The organism is Halorubrum tropicale (genome assembly GCF_001280455.1).
GTDB lineage: Archaea > Halobacteriota > Halobacteria > Halobacteriales > Haloferacaceae > Halorubrum > Halorubrum tropicale.
This window is the reverse complement of record NZ_LIST01000004.1, coordinates 298069-316372: the sequence shown is the minus strand read 5'-3', so window position 1 is coordinate 316372 and position 18304 is coordinate 298069. Positions and strand designations below refer to the sequence as shown.

General features: G+C 71.1%; 20 protein-coding genes. 15 read left to right on the top strand and 5 right to left on the bottom strand.

Annotated features, from left to right (window positions below):
• Positions 1-36 precede the first annotated feature (36 nt).
• On the top strand, positions 37-1737 hold the full coding sequence (locus tag AMR74_RS11875) for an acyl-CoA mutase large subunit family protein (RefSeq protein WP_053772271.1): 1701 nt from the start codon (positions 37-39) through the stop codon (positions 1735-1737).
• A 62-nt stretch (positions 1738-1799) separates the two neighbouring features.
• Here AMR74_RS11875 and AMR74_RS11870 read toward each other — a convergent pair whose 3' ends face one another.
• Positions 1800-2036, bottom strand: a complete 237-nt coding sequence (locus AMR74_RS11870; RefSeq protein WP_053772270.1) for a hypothetical protein — start codon at positions 2034-2036, stop codon at positions 1800-1802.
• Between the two features lie 151 nt (positions 2037-2187).
• On the opposite strand from AMR74_RS11870, the gene AMR74_RS11865 reads away from it, so the two are divergent.
• The 4 genes from AMR74_RS11865 (at position 2188) to AMR74_RS11850 (ending at position 4926) form a co-directional block, all read left to right on the top strand.
• Positions 2188-2952 carry a 4-phosphopantoate--beta-alanine ligase gene (locus tag AMR74_RS11865; RefSeq protein WP_053772269.1) on the top strand — a complete coding sequence of 255 codons (765 nt, stop codon included), beginning with the start codon at positions 2188-2190 and terminating at the stop codon, positions 2950-2952.
• A 55-nt stretch (positions 2953-3007) separates the two neighbouring features.
• Positions 3008-3457: an Lrp/AsnC family transcriptional regulator gene (locus AMR74_RS11860; protein ID WP_053772268.1), complete on the top strand. Its 450-nt coding sequence runs from the start codon at positions 3008-3010 to the stop codon at positions 3455-3457.
• A 90-nt stretch (positions 3458-3547) separates the two neighbouring features.
• Positions 3548-4702, top strand: coding sequence for a DUF63 family protein (locus AMR74_RS11855; RefSeq protein WP_053772267.1), 1155 nt, complete (start codon positions 3548-3550; stop codon positions 4700-4702).
• Positions 4703-4743: 41 nt separating this feature from the next.
• Positions 4744-4926 (top strand): hypothetical protein, encoded by a 183-nt coding sequence (locus AMR74_RS11850; RefSeq protein ID WP_053772266.1) that lies wholly within the window; start codon positions 4744-4746, stop codon positions 4924-4926.
• A gap of 69 nt (positions 4927-4995) precedes the next feature.
• Here the strand turns inward: AMR74_RS11850 and AMR74_RS11845 are convergent, their stop codons facing one another.
• Positions 4996-5214, bottom strand: a complete 219-nt coding sequence (locus tag AMR74_RS11845; RefSeq protein ID WP_053772265.1) for a hypothetical protein — start codon at positions 5212-5214, stop codon at positions 4996-4998.
• A 662-nt stretch (positions 5215-5876) separates the two neighbouring features.
• Here AMR74_RS11845 and coaBC point away from each other — a divergent pair.
• The 10 genes from coaBC to AMR74_RS11795 all read left to right on the top strand — a co-directional run bounded on the left by coaBC (position 5877) and on the right by AMR74_RS11795 (position 16500).
• On the top strand, positions 5877-7046 hold the full coding sequence (gene coaBC, locus AMR74_RS11840; protein WP_053772264.1) for a bifunctional phosphopantothenoylcysteine decarboxylase/phosphopantothenate--cysteine ligase CoaBC: 1170 nt from the start codon (positions 5877-5879) through the stop codon (positions 7044-7046).
• A gap of 196 nt (positions 7047-7242) precedes the next feature.
• Positions 7243-8487 carry a monovalent cation/H+ antiporter subunit E gene (locus AMR74_RS11835; protein ID WP_082356873.1) on the top strand — a complete coding sequence of 415 codons (1245 nt, stop codon included), beginning with the start codon at positions 7243-7245 and terminating at the stop codon, positions 8485-8487.
• Complete coding sequence (locus tag AMR74_RS11830; RefSeq protein ID WP_053772262.1) at positions 8484-8789, top strand: cation:proton antiporter; 306 nt, start codon at positions 8484-8486, stop codon at positions 8787-8789. Before AMR74_RS11835 ends, AMR74_RS11830 begins: the two co-directional genes overlap by 4 nt.
• Positions 8786-9118, top strand: coding sequence for a monovalent cation/H(+) antiporter subunit G (gene mnhG, locus AMR74_RS11825; RefSeq protein ID WP_053772261.1), 333 nt, complete (start codon positions 8786-8788; stop codon positions 9116-9118). The genes AMR74_RS11830 and mnhG overlap by 4 nt, the downstream gene beginning before the upstream one ends.
• Entirely contained in the window at positions 9115-9705 is a 591-nt protein-coding gene (locus AMR74_RS11820; protein WP_053772260.1) for a DUF4040 domain-containing protein, read from the top strand. The genes mnhG and AMR74_RS11820 overlap by 4 nt, the downstream gene beginning before the upstream one ends.
• The gene (locus AMR74_RS11815) at positions 9702-10412 is read left to right on the top strand and encodes an MnhB domain-containing protein (RefSeq protein ID WP_053772259.1); all 711 of its coding nucleotides are present in this window, start codon (positions 9702-9704) and stop codon (positions 10410-10412) included. The genes AMR74_RS11820 and AMR74_RS11815 overlap by 4 nt, the downstream gene beginning before the upstream one ends.
• Complete coding sequence (locus tag AMR74_RS11810; RefSeq protein ID WP_053772258.1) at positions 10412-10924, top strand: cation:proton antiporter subunit C; 513 nt, start codon at positions 10412-10414, stop codon at positions 10922-10924. The genes AMR74_RS11815 and AMR74_RS11810 overlap by 1 nt, the downstream gene beginning before the upstream one ends.
• Positions 10917-12545, top strand: a complete 1629-nt coding sequence (locus AMR74_RS11805; RefSeq protein WP_053772257.1) for a proton-conducting transporter transmembrane domain-containing protein — start codon at positions 10917-10919, stop codon at positions 12543-12545. The genes AMR74_RS11810 and AMR74_RS11805 overlap by 8 nt, the downstream gene beginning before the upstream one ends.
• Positions 12542-14704 carry a proton-conducting transporter transmembrane domain-containing protein gene (locus AMR74_RS11800; protein ID WP_053772256.1) on the top strand — a complete coding sequence of 721 codons (2163 nt, stop codon included), beginning with the start codon at positions 12542-12544 and terminating at the stop codon, positions 14702-14704. Before AMR74_RS11805 ends, AMR74_RS11800 begins: the two co-directional genes overlap by 4 nt.
• Positions 14701-16500 (top strand): Na(+)/H(+) antiporter subunit D, encoded by a 1800-nt coding sequence (locus tag AMR74_RS11795; RefSeq protein WP_053772255.1) that lies wholly within the window; start codon positions 14701-14703, stop codon positions 16498-16500. The genes AMR74_RS11800 and AMR74_RS11795 overlap by 4 nt, the downstream gene beginning before the upstream one ends.
• Positions 16501-16524: 24 nt before the next feature.
• Here AMR74_RS11795 and AMR74_RS11790 read toward each other — a convergent pair whose 3' ends face one another.
• The 3 genes from AMR74_RS11790 to AMR74_RS11780 all read right to left on the bottom strand — a co-directional run bounded on the left by AMR74_RS11790 (position 16525) and on the right by AMR74_RS11780 (position 18245).
• A complete protein-coding gene (locus tag AMR74_RS11790) occupies positions 16525-16884 on the bottom strand; it encodes a hypothetical protein (RefSeq protein ID WP_053772254.1) in 360 nt (119 codons plus the stop codon).
• A gap of 99 nt (positions 16885-16983) precedes the next feature.
• On the bottom strand, positions 16984-17337 hold the full coding sequence (locus AMR74_RS11785) for a helix-turn-helix transcriptional regulator (RefSeq protein WP_004598213.1): 354 nt from the start codon (positions 17335-17337) through the stop codon (positions 16984-16986).
• Positions 17338-17411: 74 nt separating this feature from the next.
• The gene (locus AMR74_RS11780) at positions 17412-18245 is read right to left on the bottom strand and encodes an NRDE family protein (protein ID WP_053772253.1); all 834 of its coding nucleotides are present in this window, start codon (positions 18243-18245) and stop codon (positions 17412-17414) included.
• Between the last annotated feature and the right edge of the window lie 59 nt (positions 18246-18304).

Below are 18304 nucleotides of genomic sequence, written 5' to 3'. Positions count from 1 at the left end.
TGAATATTTATACCCGACCGGCGGGTAACGGGCGGTATGTACGACGACGAGGAGCTCTCCGCGATCCGCGAGGCGAAGGAGTCGTGGGAGGCGGCAACGCTCGACCCCACCCTCGACCGCCACGGGGAGCGGAAGTCGCGGTTCGCGACCGTCTCGAACCGCGAGGTCGACCGCCTGTACACCCCAGAGGACGTCGCCGACCTCGACTACGACGAGGACCTCGGGTTCCCGGGCGAGGAGCCGTACACCCGCGGGGTCTACCCGACGATGTACCGCGGCCGCACGTGGACGATGCGCCAGTTCGCGGGGTTCGGCACCGCCGAGGAGACGAACGAGCGGTTCCGCTACCTGATCGACGAGGGGCAGACCGGCCTCTCGACCGCGTTCGACATGCCCTCGCTGATGGGGATCGACTCGGACGACAAGATGTCGCTCGGCGAGGTCGGCAAGGAGGGCGTCGCGGTCGACACGCTCCGCGACATGGAGGTGCTGTTCGACGGCATCGACCTCGCGGAGGTGTCGACCTCGTTCACGATCAACCCGAGCGCGCCGGTGATCTACGCGATGTACGTCGCGCTCGCCGACCGCCGCGGCGTCCCGCGCGAGGAGCTCCGCGGGACCCTCCAGAATGACATGCTCAAGGAGTTCATCGCGCAGAAGGAGTGGGTGATCCCGCCGGAGCCCTCCCTCGACCTGGTGACCGACACCATCGAGTTCGCGGTCGCGGAGACGCCCAAGTTCAAGCCCATCTCCGTGTCGGGCTACCACATCCGCGAGGCGGGGTCGACGGCGGTCCAGGAGCTGGCGTTCACGCTCGCCGACGGGTTCGCGTACGTCGAGGCGTGCCTCGACCGCGGGCTCGACGTCGACCAGTTCGCCCCGCAGCTCTCCTTCTTCTTCAATTCGCACAACTCGCTGTTCGAGGAGGTCGCGAAGTTCCGCGCCGCGCGCCGCATCTACGCGACCGTGATGGACGAGTGGTACGGCGCGGAGGCGGACGCCTCGAAGCAGCTGAAGTTCCACACCCAGACCGCGGGGCAGTCGCTGACGGCCCAGCAGCCGCTGAACAACGTCGCGCGCGTCACGATTCAGGCGCTGGCGGGCGTGCTGGGCGGCACCCAGAGCCTCCACACCAACTCCTTCGACGAGGCGCTCGCGCTCCCCTCCGAGCAAGCGGTCCGCGTCGCGCTCCGGACCCAGCAGATCATCGCCGAGGAGTCGGGCGCGGCCGACATCGTCGACCCGCTCGGCGGCTCCTTCGCGGTCGAGAGCCTCACCGACGAGACGGAGGCTGAGGCGATGGCTTACATCGAGGAGATCCGGGAGATGGGCGACGGCTCCGTGCGCGACGGCGTCCTCCGCGGCATCGATCAGGGGTACTTCCACCGCGAGATCCAGGAGTCGGCCTACGAGTACCAGGAGCGCGTCGACGACGGCGAGGAGACGGTCGTCGGCGTCAACGCCTACGAGATCGACGAGGACACTCGCCCGGACCTGCTGAAGGTCGACGAGACGACCCGCGAGCGGCAGCTCGACCGGCTGGAGTCGGTGAAGGCCGAGCGCGACGACGACGCGGTCGCGGCCTCGCTCGACGACCTCCGCGACGCGGTCGCGGCCGGCGAGAACGTCATGCCCGAGATCGTCACGGCCGTCAAGGCGTACGCGACGATGGGCGAGATCATGGAGGTGTTCGAGGCGGAACACGGCGCGTACCGCGAGCGGATCGGCGTCGCCTGACGGCGGAACTGGAGAACGAAACCGGACGGGTCGGTCGGCCGCGCGGCTCCGCGAACTGCGAACTACGCCGTCTCGACCGGACGCGCGGACTCCGCGCACCACGCGTTCCCTCGGCGCCCCGCCCGTCGGAGGTCGAGCTCGACGACCGAGCCGGCGTCGAGCGACGACAGCTCGGCCTCCACGTCGGGGTCGTCGTACTCGACGACGTACAGCGTCCCGTTGCGCGGGTATTCACGGAGCGTGATCGCCCCGTGGTCGTTACACGCTCTGACGACCGTGTACTTCCCAGTCCGATTCATCACGCGCGGCGTTTCGGTTTCCAGAAACTTAGTTGTGCCATCCGTTCGGCGCGGCGGGGGCGAGCGAGGCCGGCGAGCGGGCGAGTAGCAGCGGCCCGGCGGCGTCGACCGCGAACGGTCCATTTTAATCGATCCGTCGCCTCCCTCGGGTATGACGGAGACGGCGGTCCCCGAGGACCACCCGCGGTACGCGTCGCTCGTGACGCGCCACCGGATCGAGGCGGGCGTCGAGAAGGGGATCACCTCGAAGCAGGGGCTGATCGCGCAGGGGCGCGGCGAGGCGTTCGACTACCTCCTCGGCGAGCGCACGCTGCCGAGCGCCGACGCCGCCGCGCGCGCCGCGGCCGCGACGCTCCTGCTCGCCGAGCGCCCCGTGATCTCGGTGAACGGCAACGTCGCCGCCCTCGCGCCGAGCGAGACGGTCGACCTGGCCGCGGCGGTCGCCGCCGACCTCGAGGTGAACCTGTTCAACCACACCGACGAGCGGGTCCGGCGGATCGCCGACCACCTGCGCCAGCACGGCGCCGACGAGGTGAAGGGACTCGCCGGCGACGGCGAGATCCCCGGGCTCGACCACGCGCGCGGCGTCGTCGACGCCGACGGGATCGAGGCGGCCGACGTCGTCGTGGTGCCCTTGGAGGACGGCGACCGCGCCGCCGCGCTCGACGCGATGGGGAAGACGGAGATCGTGATCGACCTCAACCCCGGAAGCCGCTCGCCGCGCACGGCCGACGTGCCGATAATCGACAACCTGATTCGGGCCGTGCCGAACGTCGCGGCACACGCGCGCGACCTCGCGGACGCGACGCCCGAGGCGCTCCGCGGGATCGTCGACGAGTTCGACGCCGCCGCCGCGCTCGACGCGGCGGAGGCGGCGATCCGCGAGGGGTCGTTCGCGGACGCGGACGGCTCGTAGGCGGCGCGTTCCTCCCGCCGGAAAGCAAAAGCCTCCGCCCCCCGTACGTTCCCGTATGGAACTCGACGAGACGGACCGGGCGATCCTGCGAATCCTCCAGGAGGACGCGCGGACCCCGTTCTCGGAGGTCGCGCGGCGGATCGACATGTCGAGCGCGACCGTCCACGACCGGGTCAGCCGCCTCGAGGAGGCGGGCGTCATCCGCGGGTACCACGCCGACATCGACCCGAAGGCGGTCGGGTACGGCGTCGGCGCGTTCGTCGGCCTGCGCGTCGAGCAGGGCCGCGAGGAGGACGCGCTCGAACGCCTCCGCGGTATCGACGGCGTCCGCGAGATCCACCTCACCACCGGCGAGTGGGACGTCATCCTCCGCGTCGTCGCGGCCGACACCGACCGGCTCCGGGAGCTGATGTTCGAGCGGATCGCGGAGACCGAGGGGTTCTCGCGCTCGCAGACGATGGTCATCCTCGGCACCGACTACGAGCGGGCCGGGCCGCCGCTGTAGACCGGCGCGGCGGGGGCACCGCGGGGCGACCGCTCGACCGCGTCGCCCGCGACCGGAACCCTCAACTCGGGACCTCCCCCAACGGTGACCATGAGCACAGGCCTCGCGGACGGGTTCGACCCGTCGCCGGAGCGCGCGTGGGCGGCGGTCGTCGGCGGCGTCACGGCGCTGTTGGCGGTCGGATCCGTCGTCTTCCCCCGCGTCGTCTACGACCGGTTCCTCTGGCGCTACTTCTGGGGGCCGGTGGTCGCGGACGGCGAGGGCGCGCAGTGCGCGGTCCGCGACGCCGGCGGCACGGAGCTGCTCGACAGCACTGCGGCGTGCGAGGCGGCGCGGAGCGCCGGCGAAGTCGTCGCGGCGCCGGGGTACACGACCTTCTCGACGGTGAGCTACGTGGTGATCCTGCTGGCGATGCTGATCGGCGTCGTCTTCCTCCTCCGCCGGCTCGACATCGCGACGGAGCTCCGCTTCTTCTACGCGCTGTTCCCGTTCATGCTGTTCGGCGGGGCGATGCGAACGGTCGAGGACGCGGGCGTCGCCGCGACCGCCGCCGGCGTCGACCCGCTGATCGCGTTCCCGGCGAGCGCGGTGCTGATCAGCCCGTTCATCTACTTCACGGTGTTCCTGTTCACGCTCGCGTGCGTGCTGACGGCGTACGGCCTCGAACGCCGGGGCGTCGTCGACGACTACGCGCGGCCGCTGTTCGCGCTGGGGACCGCGGGGCTCGCGCTCGCGGTCGGCTACCTCGTGTACCTGGCGGCCACGACCGGCTACGTCACCTTCTATCCGCAGGTGCTCGTGCCCACGCTCGTCATCGCGACGGTCGCGACCGCGGCGACGTGGGCGCTGGCGACGCGTCGGATCGCGACGATCCGTCAGGGCACCGGCGCGGCGGGGATCGTGATCATCTGGGGGCACGCGATCGACGGCGTCGCGAACGTGATCGGGCTCAACTGGATGCCCGCGCTGACCGGCACCGCGAACCTCGTCCCGAAGCACGTCGTCAACGCGCTGATCGTCGACTGGACCGGGCGGCTGCTGCCGGAGTCGATCGTCTCCGTCACCGGCGACGCGTGGCCGTTCCTGCTCGTGAAGCTCGCGGCCGCGACGTTCGTCGTCTGGGTGTTCAACGGCGAGATGTACGAGGAGTCGCCGCGCTACACGCTGCTGCTGCTCATCACGGTGTTGGCCGTGGGGCTCGGGCCCGGCACGCGGGACATGCTGCGCGCGACGTTCGGTGTTTGAGGACCGGAAGAAATTCGTGTGTTCTAGCGGAATGACGACGCATGCCCTCCAAGATCGTCGATCATTCGGCTCGGACGCTCGCGGTCCAGACCGGCTTCTGGATCTTCGTCCCTGCTGCGGTCGCGAGCGCCGTCGGATACGGGAACTCCGTCACGTCGGCCGGTATCGGCATCGGTGGCGCGACTCTGATTAGCGCGGTCGTCTTGGAACTCGCCGAGCGGTAGGCACGCAGCGATTACGGGTTGACCGAGACGGGCCACACGTGGCGGATTTCGGCGGTGCGCGCGCTCCGGTCACTTCATCTCTTGTCGGATGTGCTTATCGACCTGTCTGAAGAGGAGGAGCGCCGTGATCAGTCCGGTTGACGCCGTGCTGACGACCCCGGAGAGTCCGCCGGTGCCGAGAACCGCTAGTAGAACGACTCCGACGAGCGCACTCTGTACGAACCAGATCACGCCCCGGACGTACCAGTCCACGTACCCGTGGAACCAGGTGGGACTCGTGGAGGGCATAGATAATAATGAAAATATGTCTGTGTAAATAATTTTCTCTACACCGTACGATTCGTGAATTCAGCAGTCGATCGCGACGGGGCGCGACCAGCTCTTCCGTCGTGGATCTCAACGGCGGCATTACCGTGATACCCCAGCCACTCAGCTATACACGGCGGTGCGTGGGACGACGGGCGACCGTCCCTGTAGCCCCGGAAGCTCGGCCTAATGCTGATTCCATTTATATACTAGCGGTCGCCACAAACGCCGCCGAAGCCCCAGTCGCGAGGCTGTACGACTCGGCTTATGAACCGCTGACTGACGTGAACACCACCGAAGCCCCAGTCGCGAGGCGGGCGCACGCTCGTTGCGCTCCTCCGTCGCTCGTTACACTCGCTCCTTGCGGTGCTTACATCGCCTGCGCCCGCCTCGCGACTGCCCCTTCGAGTCCCGCCCGACCGCACCCGCACAGCGCCTCGCGCCTCCCCAGCCTCGTCGGCCTCCCTACGGTCGGCCGACTCCCTCGCGCGTGCTGACTCGCGGCCGCCGGTGGCGGTCGCTCGCAGGCACGCGCCACCAAATCCCTTTATAAATGATTTTCTGGGGAACGCACTGGGGCCGGTTACCCGACCCCGCTCCGCAACGGCATCATATAAGCCGTCGCGGGGGGAACGGTCTCGGTAATGCTGGACGGGGTCAACGTCGCGCTCGGCGTCTCGGGGAGCATCGCGGCGGTGAAGGTCGTCGAACTCGCGCACGAACTGCGCCGACACGGCGCGAGCGTCCGCGCCGTCATGTCCCCGGCGGCGACGGACATCGTCCACCCGTGGGCGGTCGACTTCGCCACCGACGAGCCCGTCGTCACCGAGATCACCGGCGACGTGGAACACGTCGAGCTGTGCGGCCGCGAGGGGTGGGCCGATGTGCTGCTGCTTGCGCCCGCGACCGCCAACACCGCGGGGAAGGTCGCGGCCGCGGTCGACGACACGCCCGTAACGACGTGCGCGACGACCGCGCTCGGCGCGGACGTGCCGGTCGTGATGGCGCCCGCGATGCACGAGCCGATGTACGACCACCCCGGGGTGTTGGACGCCTTAGACCGTCTGGAGTCGTGGGACGTTCGCTTCGCCGACCCGCGGATCGAGGAGGGGAAGGCGAAGATCGCGGCCGAGGGCGACATCGTCACCGAGGTCGCGCGGGCGACGACGCCGCAGACGCTCGCCGGGACGCACGTCGTCGTCACCGCGGGCGCGACGAAGGAGCGGATCGACCCGATCCGCATCCTGACGAACCGCGCGTCCGGGAAGACCGGCCGGGCGGTCGCGCGGGCGCTGTACGTCCGCGGCGCGCGGGTGACGCTCGTCCAGGACGGGCCCGAGGTCCCGTACGCCGACGTGGTCGCGGTCGAGACGGCAGACGAGATGATGGCCGCCTGCCGGCGGACGGCGGCGACCGCGGACGCGCTGGTCTCCGCGGCCGCCATCTCCGACTTCACCGCCGACGCGGTCGGCGAGAAGATCCGGTCCGGGTCGCCGCTGTCGCTGGACCTAGAGCCCACCCCGAAGCTCATCGACTCGGTGCGCGAGGCGTACCCGGACCTCCCCATCGTCGGGTTCAAGGCCGAGACGTCGGGCGACGACGCGGCGATGGTCGCGGAGGCCGAGCGCATCCGGGACCGCGTCGGACTGGCGTTCGTCGTCGCGAACGACGCGAGCGTGATGGGCGACGACGAGACGCGCGTCCTGCTGGTCGGCGAGGCGGGCACCGAGCCCGCGGAGGCGGCGGGGTCGAAGGACGCGGTCGCCGGGCGCATCGCCGACCGGCTCGCGGCGACGCTCGACGCGTCGGCGTGAGCGGCGGCCGGCCCGGTTGCTCGCGTGAGCGCTCGCGACGCCCTCGCGCGGGCCGCGGGCCGTGCGGACCGGATCGCCCGCCTCCGGCAGGGTCACCGCGGATACAAACTGTTTTGGGGCGGTAGGGTAACCACACGGATAGAGTAACCCATGTGTAACGAGACGGTCACGCACGGCTCCGTGGGAGGTGTGGTGGGTGGCTGACGGCGACCCTCCGACCGGCCAGGTCACCGACGACGACGCGCCGACGGCCGACGCCACGGCCGCGGCGGCGGAGTCGGCGTCGGCCGGCGCGGTCATCGTTCCGGTCGAGCCGAGTTCCACGCTCCGCTCGACGGTCGCTCACGTCGCGGAGGCGGCCGCGGCCGACGGCGCCTCGGCGGTCCACTTCGTCGAGCTCGCCTCGTGGCGGAACGGCGACCCGGAGAGCGACGAGCGCGCCGCCGCGGCCGAGCGCGTGCTCGAACGGGTCACGTCGTGGGCGACCGCCGACCTCGACGACTCGGAGGCGGAAGCCGCCTCGGAGGTCGAAGTCGTCTCGGCGGTGCTCGGCGACGACGACTACTTGTTCGGCGCCGACGACTACGTCCGGGTCCTTGCGGAGTACGCCGAGGCCAACGGGGCCGACCGCGTCGTCTTGGACCCCGAGTACACACCGGTCGGGAACACGACGCTGCTCCAGCCGCTGGAGTTCGCGCTCTCGAACACCCCGCTGTCGGTCGAGACAGCCCCCGTCGACCGGCCGACGCGCCGCGAGCGGTTCCGGACCGAGGCCACGACCGGGCGGTTCGTGGCGCTGTTCGGCCTGTCGCTGGCGTTTTACCTCCTCCTCGGAGACCCGACCTACTGGTTCGACCTGGTGACCGGCCTCGCCACCGCCGCGGTCGTCTCGATCACCCTCTCGCGGGTGAGCCTCGACTCGAACCCGGCGATTCCGCGGACCCCGATGCGGATCGTCCGCGGGCTGATATACGTCCCCGTGCTGCTGTTCGAAATCGTGAAGGCGAACCTCGTCGTCGCCCGGGTCATCCTCGACCCCCGGCTCCCGATCGACCCGACGCTCAACCGGATGCGCGTGATCGTCGGGAGCGGGCTCCCGCTGATGACGCTCGCGAACTCGATCACGCTGACGCCCGGGACGCTCACCGTCCGGGCCCGCGACAGCGACCTCTACGTCCACTCGCTCCTCCCGTGGGCCCGCGAGGGGCTGTTCGACGGCTCCCTCGAACGGTGGACGCGGTTCGTCTACTACGGGCGCCGGTCGGCGCGGCTCCCGACGCCGCGCGAGCGCGACGACGTGGCGATCCTCCAGGGCGACGAGGCGACCGAGGAGCTGCCTATCGCCGCCGCGGACGGCGGCGCGGTCGAGGCGACCGAGGCGAGCGGTGAGGCCGAGTCGCCGGCCGACGCGACCGACGCCGACGGGGTGATCGACCGATGAGCCTCGTCGACGCGCCGCTCGCGGCCGGCTACACGCTCGGCGACTTCCTGCTCGTCGCGGCCGCCGGCTTCGCCGTCCTCGCGGTCGGCATGCTCTACCGCGCGGTCGTCGGGCCGACGATGCAAGACCGGGTGCTGGCGGTGAACGTCCTCGGGACGAACACCGTCGTCATCCTCGCCATCCTCGGCGCGGCGCTCGGCGAGCCGACGTTCCTCGACATCGCCTTAGTGTACGCGCTGCTCAACTTCCTGATGGCCATCGCCATCTCGAAGTTCACCGTCGAGCGGGGTGGTGTGCTGTGACTGCCGCGACGCTGGAGACGGCTCGCGTCTGGCTGATCGTGGCCCTCACCCTGTTCGGGCTGTTCTTCTCGTTCGTCTCGATGGTGGGCGTGCTCCGGCTGCCGGACGTCTACTCGCGGGCGCACACCGCTTCGCAGGCCGACACGCTGGGCGCGGGCTTCGGGCTCGCGGCCGTCGCGCTCACCGTCGGGCTGGCTGGGGCCGGCTTCAAGTCGGTGCTCCTGCTGTTCTTCATCTTCGTGACGAACCCGACCGCGGCCCACGCCATCGCCCGGGCCGCCTTCGAGGAGGGAATCGTGCCGTGGGTCGAGGGGGACGACCGCCGATGACGGGGGCGCTCGCGGCGGCCGGCCCCCTCGGCGCGCCCGTCGTCGCGCAGGTCACCGCCGTCGAGGCGAGCCTGTTCGTCTTCGTCGTGTTGACCGCGCTGTTCACCGCGCTGGCGCGCGACGTGCTCGCGGCGGTGATCATCTTCGGCGCGTACAGCCTCGGGATGGCCGCGCTGTACACGTTCTACCGCGCCCCCGACGTGGCGATGACGGAGGCCGCCATCTCCGCCGGCGTCACGACCGTGCTGCTGCTGCTCACGCTGGCGAAGACCACCCGAATCGACCACGAGGCGGCCTTCGAGTCCGTGAACCTGCCCGCGGCCGGCGCGGCCGGCCTGCTGTTCGCCGGGCTGATGCTCACGATGGCCGACATCCCGGCGGTCGGGTCCGCGGACGCGCCGATCTGGTCGAACCCGGACGTGACCCAGTGGTACATCGCGGAGACGTACGCGGAGACGGGCGTCGAGAACACGGTGATGGCCGTGCTGGCGGCGTTCCGCGGCTTCGACACGTTCGGCGAGGCCGTCGTCGTGTTCGCGGCCGGGATCGCCGCCCTCATCGTCCTCCACCGGGAGGTGTTCGCATGAGCGGCACAGACGCGGGTCCCGACGGGGACGCCGAGACCGACTCCGACGGCGGGTTCGGCCGCGACCGCCCGCCCCGAGAGGACGGCCGCCTCGACTCGGACAGCCGGCAGGGCACCCCGTACACGGAGAGCCAGGTGATCATGCCGACGGTGAAGATCGTCGCGCCGTTCGCGTTCACCTACGGCCTGTTCGTCACCTTCCACGGCGCCGGCTCGCCCGGCGGCGGGTTCCAGGGCGGCGCCATCGTGGCCGCCGTCGTGTTCATGATCGCGTTCGCGTTCGGCATCGAGGCCACCCGGCAGTGGCTCGCGAACACCGTCGTCGTCGCGCTCGCGGTCGGCGGCGCGCTCGTGTTCGCCGGCATCGGGCTGGTCCCGGTCGCGCTCGGCGGCGCGTTCCTCCAGTACGAGCTGCTCCCGATCCCGGACCCGGTCAAGTACGGGATGGAGGGCGTCGAGATCCTCGGGATCGGCACCATCGTCGCCGGCGTCCTCATGGGCCTGTTCTTCGTCCTCGCGAAGGGGTTCAGCGACGCCGGCGGGTTCGCCGACGCGGACGCCTTCGACGACGAGGTCGGCGGCGACGCGGCGGCCGAGGCGTCGCCCGACGCGGAGGGCGAGAGCCCCGGCTCGACCGCCCCGACAGACGACGGGGGGTCGGACCCGGGCGCCCCGGGGTCGGCCGTGACCGACGGGGGTGAGCGCTAGTGTCGCCCCCGCTCGGCGCCGGCGCTGCCGCCTCGACGCTCGCCTCGGCAACCGGCGCGGTCGAGGTGCTCGCGACGAGACACGCGTACGTCGCGTTCGCGGTGCTGCTGTGTATCGGGCTCTACATGATGATCGCGAACCCGAACCTGGTGAAGAAGATCATCGGTCTCAACCTGTTCCAAACGGCGATCTTCCTGCTGTTCATCGCCTCGGCGTACGTCGACGGCGGGTCGATCCCGATCGTCCCGACCGGCGGGCCGGAGGGCGGCCTCTACGTCAGCCCGCTCCCGCACGTCCTCGTGCTCACCGCCATCGTCGTGGGCGTGAGCCTCACCGCCGTCGGGCTCGCGCTGTGTATCCGGATCTACGACGAGTACGGGACGCTGCGGACCGACACGCTCCGCGGACTGCTCCGCGAGGAGGGGTCGATCCCGTCGCGGCGGTCGCCCGGTGCGTCGGGGGCGGACGGCGCGGTCGAGTCGCCCGAGACGGGGGGTGAGACGGATGACTGACGTCCTCCTCCCGCTCGCGATCGTCGTCCCCATCGTGGCGGCGACGCTGCCGCTGGCGCTCGGCCTGCGGTACGACCGCGTCGGCTGGCCGGTCGCCGCGGTCGGGACGACCGCCGTGGCGGGAATCTCGGCCGCGATCGCCGCGGAAGTGGTGCTGAACGGTCCGTTCGACCACGCGCTCGGCGGCTTCCTCCCGCCGGTCGGGATCGAGCTCGTCGCCGACCGGCTGTCGGTCGCGGTGCTGCTGCTCGTGGCCGCGGTCTCCGTCGCGACGCTCGCGTTCGCGCGGGCCGCCGGCCCCCACGGGAACCCCTTCTACAGCGCCTACCTCCTGCTGGTCGGGGGCCTCGCCGGGATGACGCTCACCGGGGACCTGTTCAACCTGTTCGTCTTCCTGGAGATCACCGGGCTGACGACGTACGCGCTCATCGCCTCCGACCGCACGGGGGCGAGCGCGTACGCCTCGCTGAAGTACCTCGTCGTCGGCACCGTCGGCGCCTCGCTGTACCTGCTCGGCGTCGGCTACGTCTTCCTCGCGACGGGGACGCTCAACATGCTCGACGTCCAGGCGCAGATCGTCGCGCAGGCCGGCTACGGCGACCCGCTGGTCCGCGCGAGCTACGCGTTCATCGCCACGGGGCTGGCGCTGAAGATCGCCATCTTCCCGGTCCACTCCTGGCAGCCGGACGCCTACCAGCGGGCGCCGGACTCGGTCACGACGATTGTCGCCGCGCTGGTCTCGACGACGAGCGCGTACGCGCTCATCCGCGTGACATACACCGTGTTCACGGTCGACTTCCTCGCGGCCAACCGGGGTATCGCGACCGCGCTGCTCGTCGTCTCGACGGTCTCGATCGTCGCGGGCTCCGCGCTCGCCGCGATGCAGTCGAACCTCAAGCGGATGTTCGCGTACTCCTCGGTCGCGCAGTTCGGCATGATCGGCGCGGCGGTGGCGCTGGCGAACGAGACGGCGCTGCTCGGCGGGATCGTCCACCTGATCGGCCACGCGATCATGAAGTTCGGCCTGTTCCTCGGGATCGGGCTGCTCGCGCTCGGCTACGGCACCCGGCGGATCGAGGACCTCGCGAGCGCCGCGCGCGCCGCCCCGTACACGTCCGGCGCGCTCGCCGTGCTCGGCCTCGCGCTCGTCGGCATCCCGCCGTCGATCGGCTTCCTCGGCAAGTGGTACATCGGCGTTGGTGCGGTCGACGCCGGCCTCGCCGGCGGCGGCGCGGTCGGGATCGCGGTCGCGGCGGCGATATTCGTCAGCACGCTGTTCACGCTGTCGTACGTCGCGCGGCTGCTCGAACGGTTCTACTTCGCCGGCGCCGGCCTCCCGGGCGACCACGGCGAGGTGCCCGGTGACGGCGCGGCCGCCGGCGGTGGCCGCGCGGGCGACTCCGCCGCGACAGACGGCGGCGAGGGCTCCGTCGCGAAGACCGCCGACGGCCTCCCGGCGCCCGTCGAGGGCGCGCCGCGGTCGTCGCTCGTCCCCGACCGGGTGCCGACGGCGCCGCTGCTCGCGCTCGCGCTGGCGGTCGTGGCGGCGGTCGGCCTCGGCTTCGGCGGCTTCTCGCTCGCGGAGTGGTTCGGCCCGTTCATCACGGAGGTGTTCGCATGACTGACGTTGTACTTCAGGACCCACGACCCCTGCTGGCGGTTCTCGTCTCGTTCGTCGCGGCGTTCCTCATCGTCGCGTCGCACCGCTCGCCGAACGTCCGCGAGGGGTGGACGCTCGTCGCGTCGCTCGCGAAGTTCGGCATCGTCGCCTCGATGCTGCCGGCGGTCCTCGACGGTCGGACCTTCGAGTGGTCGGCCGGCGCGTTCCTGCCCGGCGTCGGTGCGCCGATCGAGTTCGCCCTCCGGGCGGACGCGCTCGGCATGCTGTTCGCGTTCCTCGCCAGCGGGCTGTGGATAATCACCTCCTTCTATAGCATCGGCTACATGCGCGGCCTCGACGAGCCGAACCAGACCCGGTACTTCGCGGCGTTCGCGGTGTCGCTCGCCGCGACGATGGGCATCGCGTTCGCGGGCAACCTCGTGACGATATTCGTCTTCTACGAGCTGCTGTCGATCGCGACGTACCCGCTCGTCGCGCACGACGAGACGGCCGAGGCGCGCTCGGCCGGCCGCAAGTACCTCGCGTACACGATGTTCGGCGGCGGCGTGCTCGTCTTAGCCGGGACCGCGCTCGTCTACCTGCTCGCGGGCAGCGTCGACTTCACCGCGGGCGGCATCGCGGAGCTCGCGAACGCCGACCCCGGGCTGGCGATGCTCGCCTTCTTCCTGCTCGCGATCGGGTTCGGCGTGAAGGCCGGGATCATGCCGCTCCACCAGTGGCTCCCCGAGGCGATGGTGGCGCCGACGCCCGTCTCCGGGCTCCTCCACGCGGTCGCGGTCGTCAAGTCCGGCGCGTTCGGCGTCTCGCGCGTCGTCCTCGACGTGTTCGGCCCGGAGCTCGTCTTCGACCTCTCGCTGCCGCTCGGCTTCACGGCCGGCCTCGTGCTCTCGACTATCGGCGCGATCACGCTCACCGCGGCCTCGCTGATCGCCTTACGCAAGGACCACCTGAAGCGCCGGCTCGCCTACTCGACTATCAGCCAGCTGAGCTACATCATCCTCGGGCTCGGCCTCTTCGGGTGGTACGGGCTCGTGGGCGCGCTCCTCCACATCCCGGCGCACGCGTTCATGAAGCTCACCCTGTTCTTCTGTGCGGGCAACATCCACGTGTCCACCCACACGGACTACATCTCGCAGATGGCTGGGATCGGCAAGCGGATGCCCCTGACGATGGGGGCGTTCACGGTTGCCTCGCTCGGGATGGCGGGGATCCCGCTGCTCGCCGGCTTCGTCAGCAAGTACTACATGCTCATCGGCGGGGTGCGGATGGGGATGAACTTCACCCCGGTCGCGTACTACCTCGCCGGCGCGCTGCTGCTCTCCGGCGTGCTCAACGTCGCGTACTTCTGGCCCGTGATCTACACCGCCTTCTTCGAGGCGGAGGGCGCCCACGACGCGAAGCCCCTCGTGGACTTCCCGCTCGGCGGCGAGTCGCGGTCGATCGTCGCGGCGACGGACGGCGGCCGCGCGGGTGACGACGCGGACGATGGAAGCGACGAGGCGGACGAGGAGCACGACGACGCGGAGCCCGCCGGCGACGTGGACGACATCGTCGCGGACGCCGGGGGACCGGCGCCGGAGGACGCAGACGGACCCTCGTCCGCGCCCGACGGCGTCGACGACTCCGAGGTTCCGGACGCCGACCTCGACGACCTCCCGACCGACGAGGACGGGGTCGTCCGGCCGGACTTCGCGGCGACCGAGCGCGACTTCTCGGAGCCGGCCGAGCGCGTCGACACCGGCGACTACGCGGTCGACCAGCGGCCGTCCGACGCCGACGTGCCGTTCGGTCCCGGTCGGGGCGACGCGAGCCCGGCGGACGCGGACGTGGCGGACGTCGGTGACGCGGACGGGGTCAACGACGAGGGGCGCGACCCCGACGACCCGCACGGCGACCACGACGACGAGCCGCACGGCGGGCACGACGCCGACACGCACGACGACGGCCACCACGGCGGGCCGCCGCCGGGCGGCTGGGAGCACATCGCGGGGCTCGACGCGCTCCGCGGACGCGAGTCGACGTGGTTCACGCTCGGGCCGATCCTCGCCGCGATGACGCTCGCGGTGCTGCTCGGCGTGATCCCCTACGAGATGGGCTTCCTGGAGCTGATCGAGCTCATCGTCGACGCGCGGCTCCCCGAGGGGGTGGTCCGCCCGTGACCGCGCCCGTCGGCCTCCTGACCTCGATTCCGCCGTACGTCCTCGTCGCGTTCGCGGCGCTCGCGGTGCTGGCGCTGCCGCGGCGGGCGGGGCACGCGGTCGCGGCGCTGGCGACGGCGTTCACCTTCGTCCAGGCGGTGCTGCTGGGCGACGGCGGCACCGGCGCGCACCTCGCGACGCAGTTCCTCGGCTTCGAGGTCGTGTTCTTCAACGTCGACCAGTTCTCGCTGCTGATGGGCGTCGTCGTCGGCTTCCTCGCGACGGCGGCGGTGCTGTACGCCTACGGCAGCGAGGCGCCGACGTGGGTGACCGCGTTCGCGCTGACGTACGTCGCCTCGACGGTGGGGACGATCTACGCCGGCGACTGGCTCACGCTCATCTTCTTCTGGGAGCTGATGGCCGTCACCTCGACGCTGCTCGTCTGGCAGCACGGCGGGAAGGCGGTGCGGGCCGGCTACCGCTACGCGCTGTTCCACGGGACCGGCGGGACGATCCTGCTCGCGGCGGTGGTGGTTCACGGCGTGTCGATGCTCGGGAGCGTGCCGGCCGGTGAGATCTTCCTGTTCTCGGCGACGGCCGGGATCCACCCGGCCGCGACGGTGCTCGCCGCGGTCGGCATCGGGATCAACTGCGGGTTCATCTTCCTCCACAGCTGGCTGCCGGACACCTACCCGCGCCCGCACGTCGCGGCGTCGGTGTTCCTCTCGGTGTTCACGACCAAGACCGCCGCCTACGTGATGTACCGCGCGTTCCCTGAGGGCGGCATGTGGCTCGCCTACCTCGGCGGGTTCATGGCCGTCTACGGCGCGTTCTTCGCGCTGCTCCAGTACGACCCGCGCCGCCTGCTGTCGTACCACATTCAGGCGCAGCTCGGGTACATGCTCGCCGGCTTCGGGCTCGCGACCGCCGTCGGCGAGTTCGCGGTCGTCGGCGGCTTCGCGCACCTGTTCAACAACGTCCTCTACAAGAGCCTCCTGTTCATGGCGGTCGGCGTCGTGGTGTACCGGACCGGGGTCGAGGACATCCGCGAGATGGGCGGGCTCTGGCGGGTGATGCCCGTCACCTTCGTCGTCTACCTCGTCGGCGCCGCCTCGATTACGGCGGTGCCGGGGTTCAACGGCTTCATCTCGAAGGGGATGGTGCTCGACTCCGCCCACGAGGTCCACGAGTACGTCCTGCTCTTAGACAGCGGGCTGCTCTGGTGGCTGCTCGTCCTCGGCGGCGTGGGGACGTTCATGTCGTTCATCAAGCTGGGCTACTACGTGTTCTTCCACGGCTCGGCGACGCTGACCCCCGACGACGCCACGCCGTTCCAGACGGTCGGCATGGTGCTTGCCGCCGGGGCGTGCGTCTTCTTCGGCGTCTTCTACACCCAGCTGATCGAGGTGATGCCGTTCACCGACCTCATCCTCAGCGACGAGGTGTACTTCAAGCCGTACAGTCGGAGCCACCTGACCGAGAGCGCGGCGCTGCTGGTCGCCGGGTTCGTCGGCTTCTTCGCGCTGAAGCGCCCGCTCGGCTGGCTGGCCCACCGGATGCCGGACGTCGACCGCGTGCTGTTCCCGGCGGCGTTCTACGTCGGGCGCGGCTCGGTGTGGGGCGTCACCGAGCTGTGGGCCGCCGTCGACCGCGCGACGATGGCGCTCGCGGGCGCGACGATGCGGACCGCGACACGCCCGCGGGAGACGCTCGCGCGGGCCGGGATCGACACCGAGATCCGCTCCGGCATCGGTCGGAGCGTGCTGTTCCTGACGCTCGCGGCCGGAATCGCGCTGTTCGCCTTCCTGCTGGGCTGAGCCGGGGCGCGCCGCCCCGGCCGCTCACGTCGCCTCGTCGTCGAGCCGCCGCGCCTGCTCGCTGAGCGTGAGGAAGGCGACCGCGCCGAGGAACGCGACGACGAGTCCGACGACCGCGGCGTCGTCGCCGCCGGCGTAGTGACTGAAAAGGATCGGACTGGCGCTCAGGCCGAAGAGGCCGAGGCCGTACCCCGCTCGGTCCGCGCGGTCGTCGAACCGCGGCGCGGCCGCGAGCAGCGAGAGGTCGAACGCGACGTAGAAGTAGGCGGCGCCGGCGTAGACCGCCGCGGTCGCGAGCGACGCGGCGACGTCGGGCGCGATCTGGTACACGCCGGCCCCGACCAGGAGGCCGACGACGAGCGCAGGGAGGAGGGCGCGTCTCATCGAGTGACCGGTTAACGCGGGACATTAAAAAGGTCGGCGCAGCGGAGAGACAGAGAGAAGGGGGCCGCGGCGCGGCGAACGACGCGCCGGGAGTCGGCCTCAGTACTCCTCGTACGCGAGGTTCATCATCCACTGCGAGAAGGCGTCGGCCTGCGCGTCGACCTCCTCCTCGCCGATGAACGGGGAGAGCATGTCGTCGGCCATCAGTAGCGAAAAGTCGAGGTCGCGCGGCGCGGGCTCTAAGTAGTAGGTGTTGTGGCCGTCGTAGACGGTGTCTTCTCGCTGGATGACCCCGGCCTCCTCCAAGGACTCGGCGATGCGGCTCCCCTTCCGCGAGGAGACGTCGAGCTCCTTCCAGAAGTCGCTCTGGTGGATGCCGCCGGTCTCGCGGATGAGTTCGAGGCCGGCGCGCTCGTCCGCCGACAGGTCGGACTCGATTTCGGACGCGCTCATACTCTCTCACGCCCCCCGAATCGCTTAAAACTGGCTTTCCGATCGTCACGTCCCGCGGCCGCACAGGGGCCGTCTCACCGGCGGCCGGTCGCGAAGTCGGCCGGGAGCGGCACCGGTTCCGCTGCCGTCTCGCAGGGCGGTCCGTCGGCGTACGCCATCTCGGGTTCGTCGCCGGTCCGGATCCGGGTGAACGACCGAGTGCCGAACCCGTCGCCGTGGAGGCAGGCGCCGTACTCGTGGTCGGCGAGGACGCCGCTCGCGCGGTCGAGCCACGACGCGCCCGCCTCGCCCGGCTCCGGGACCAGGGCGGCCGCGATCCGTCTCGCGCTGTCGGCGCGCTCCTCGCCGAACGCCCGCCGCCGCTCGGGGACCGCGAACCGCTCCGCGCCGTTGACCACGCCGCCGACGTTGCCGACGACGTGGACGCCCGGATCGAGTCTGGTCACCGCGAGGGCGCCGTCGTACGCCAGCAGGAACGCCGCCCGCTCGTCCGCGAGGACGAGGTTGAAGCCGTCGTAGTCGCGCTCGTCGAGCTCGCGCTCGACCGCTCGCACCGCCGCCTCGGCCGAGGGGGCCGTCAGGCAGTCGCGGACGAGCAGCCCGCGCGAGCGGTCGCCCTCGCGGTCGGCGTCGAGCCACCGATTCGTGACGGCGACGACGAGGCCGCCCTCGGAGACCCCGATCCACGTCCCGCCGGCCTCCGCGTCGCGCGGAGCGACGTACCGGACGCGCCCGTCGGCGTCGCCGTTCGTTCCGCGGCCGCCGTCGCCCGCCTGGCCGCCGTCACCGCTCGTTCGGCCGCGAACCGCGGGGGGCTCGCTCGGGCGACCGAGCGTCTCGTCGCGGGTGGCGGCGAGCGCGACGGGGGCGTCGCCGAACGTCCGCCACGCCAGGGTCAGGGTACACACGGCGATCCGTACGCCGGACCGAGTGAAAACTCTCTCGGGGGGACTCGGAGCGCAGGTTT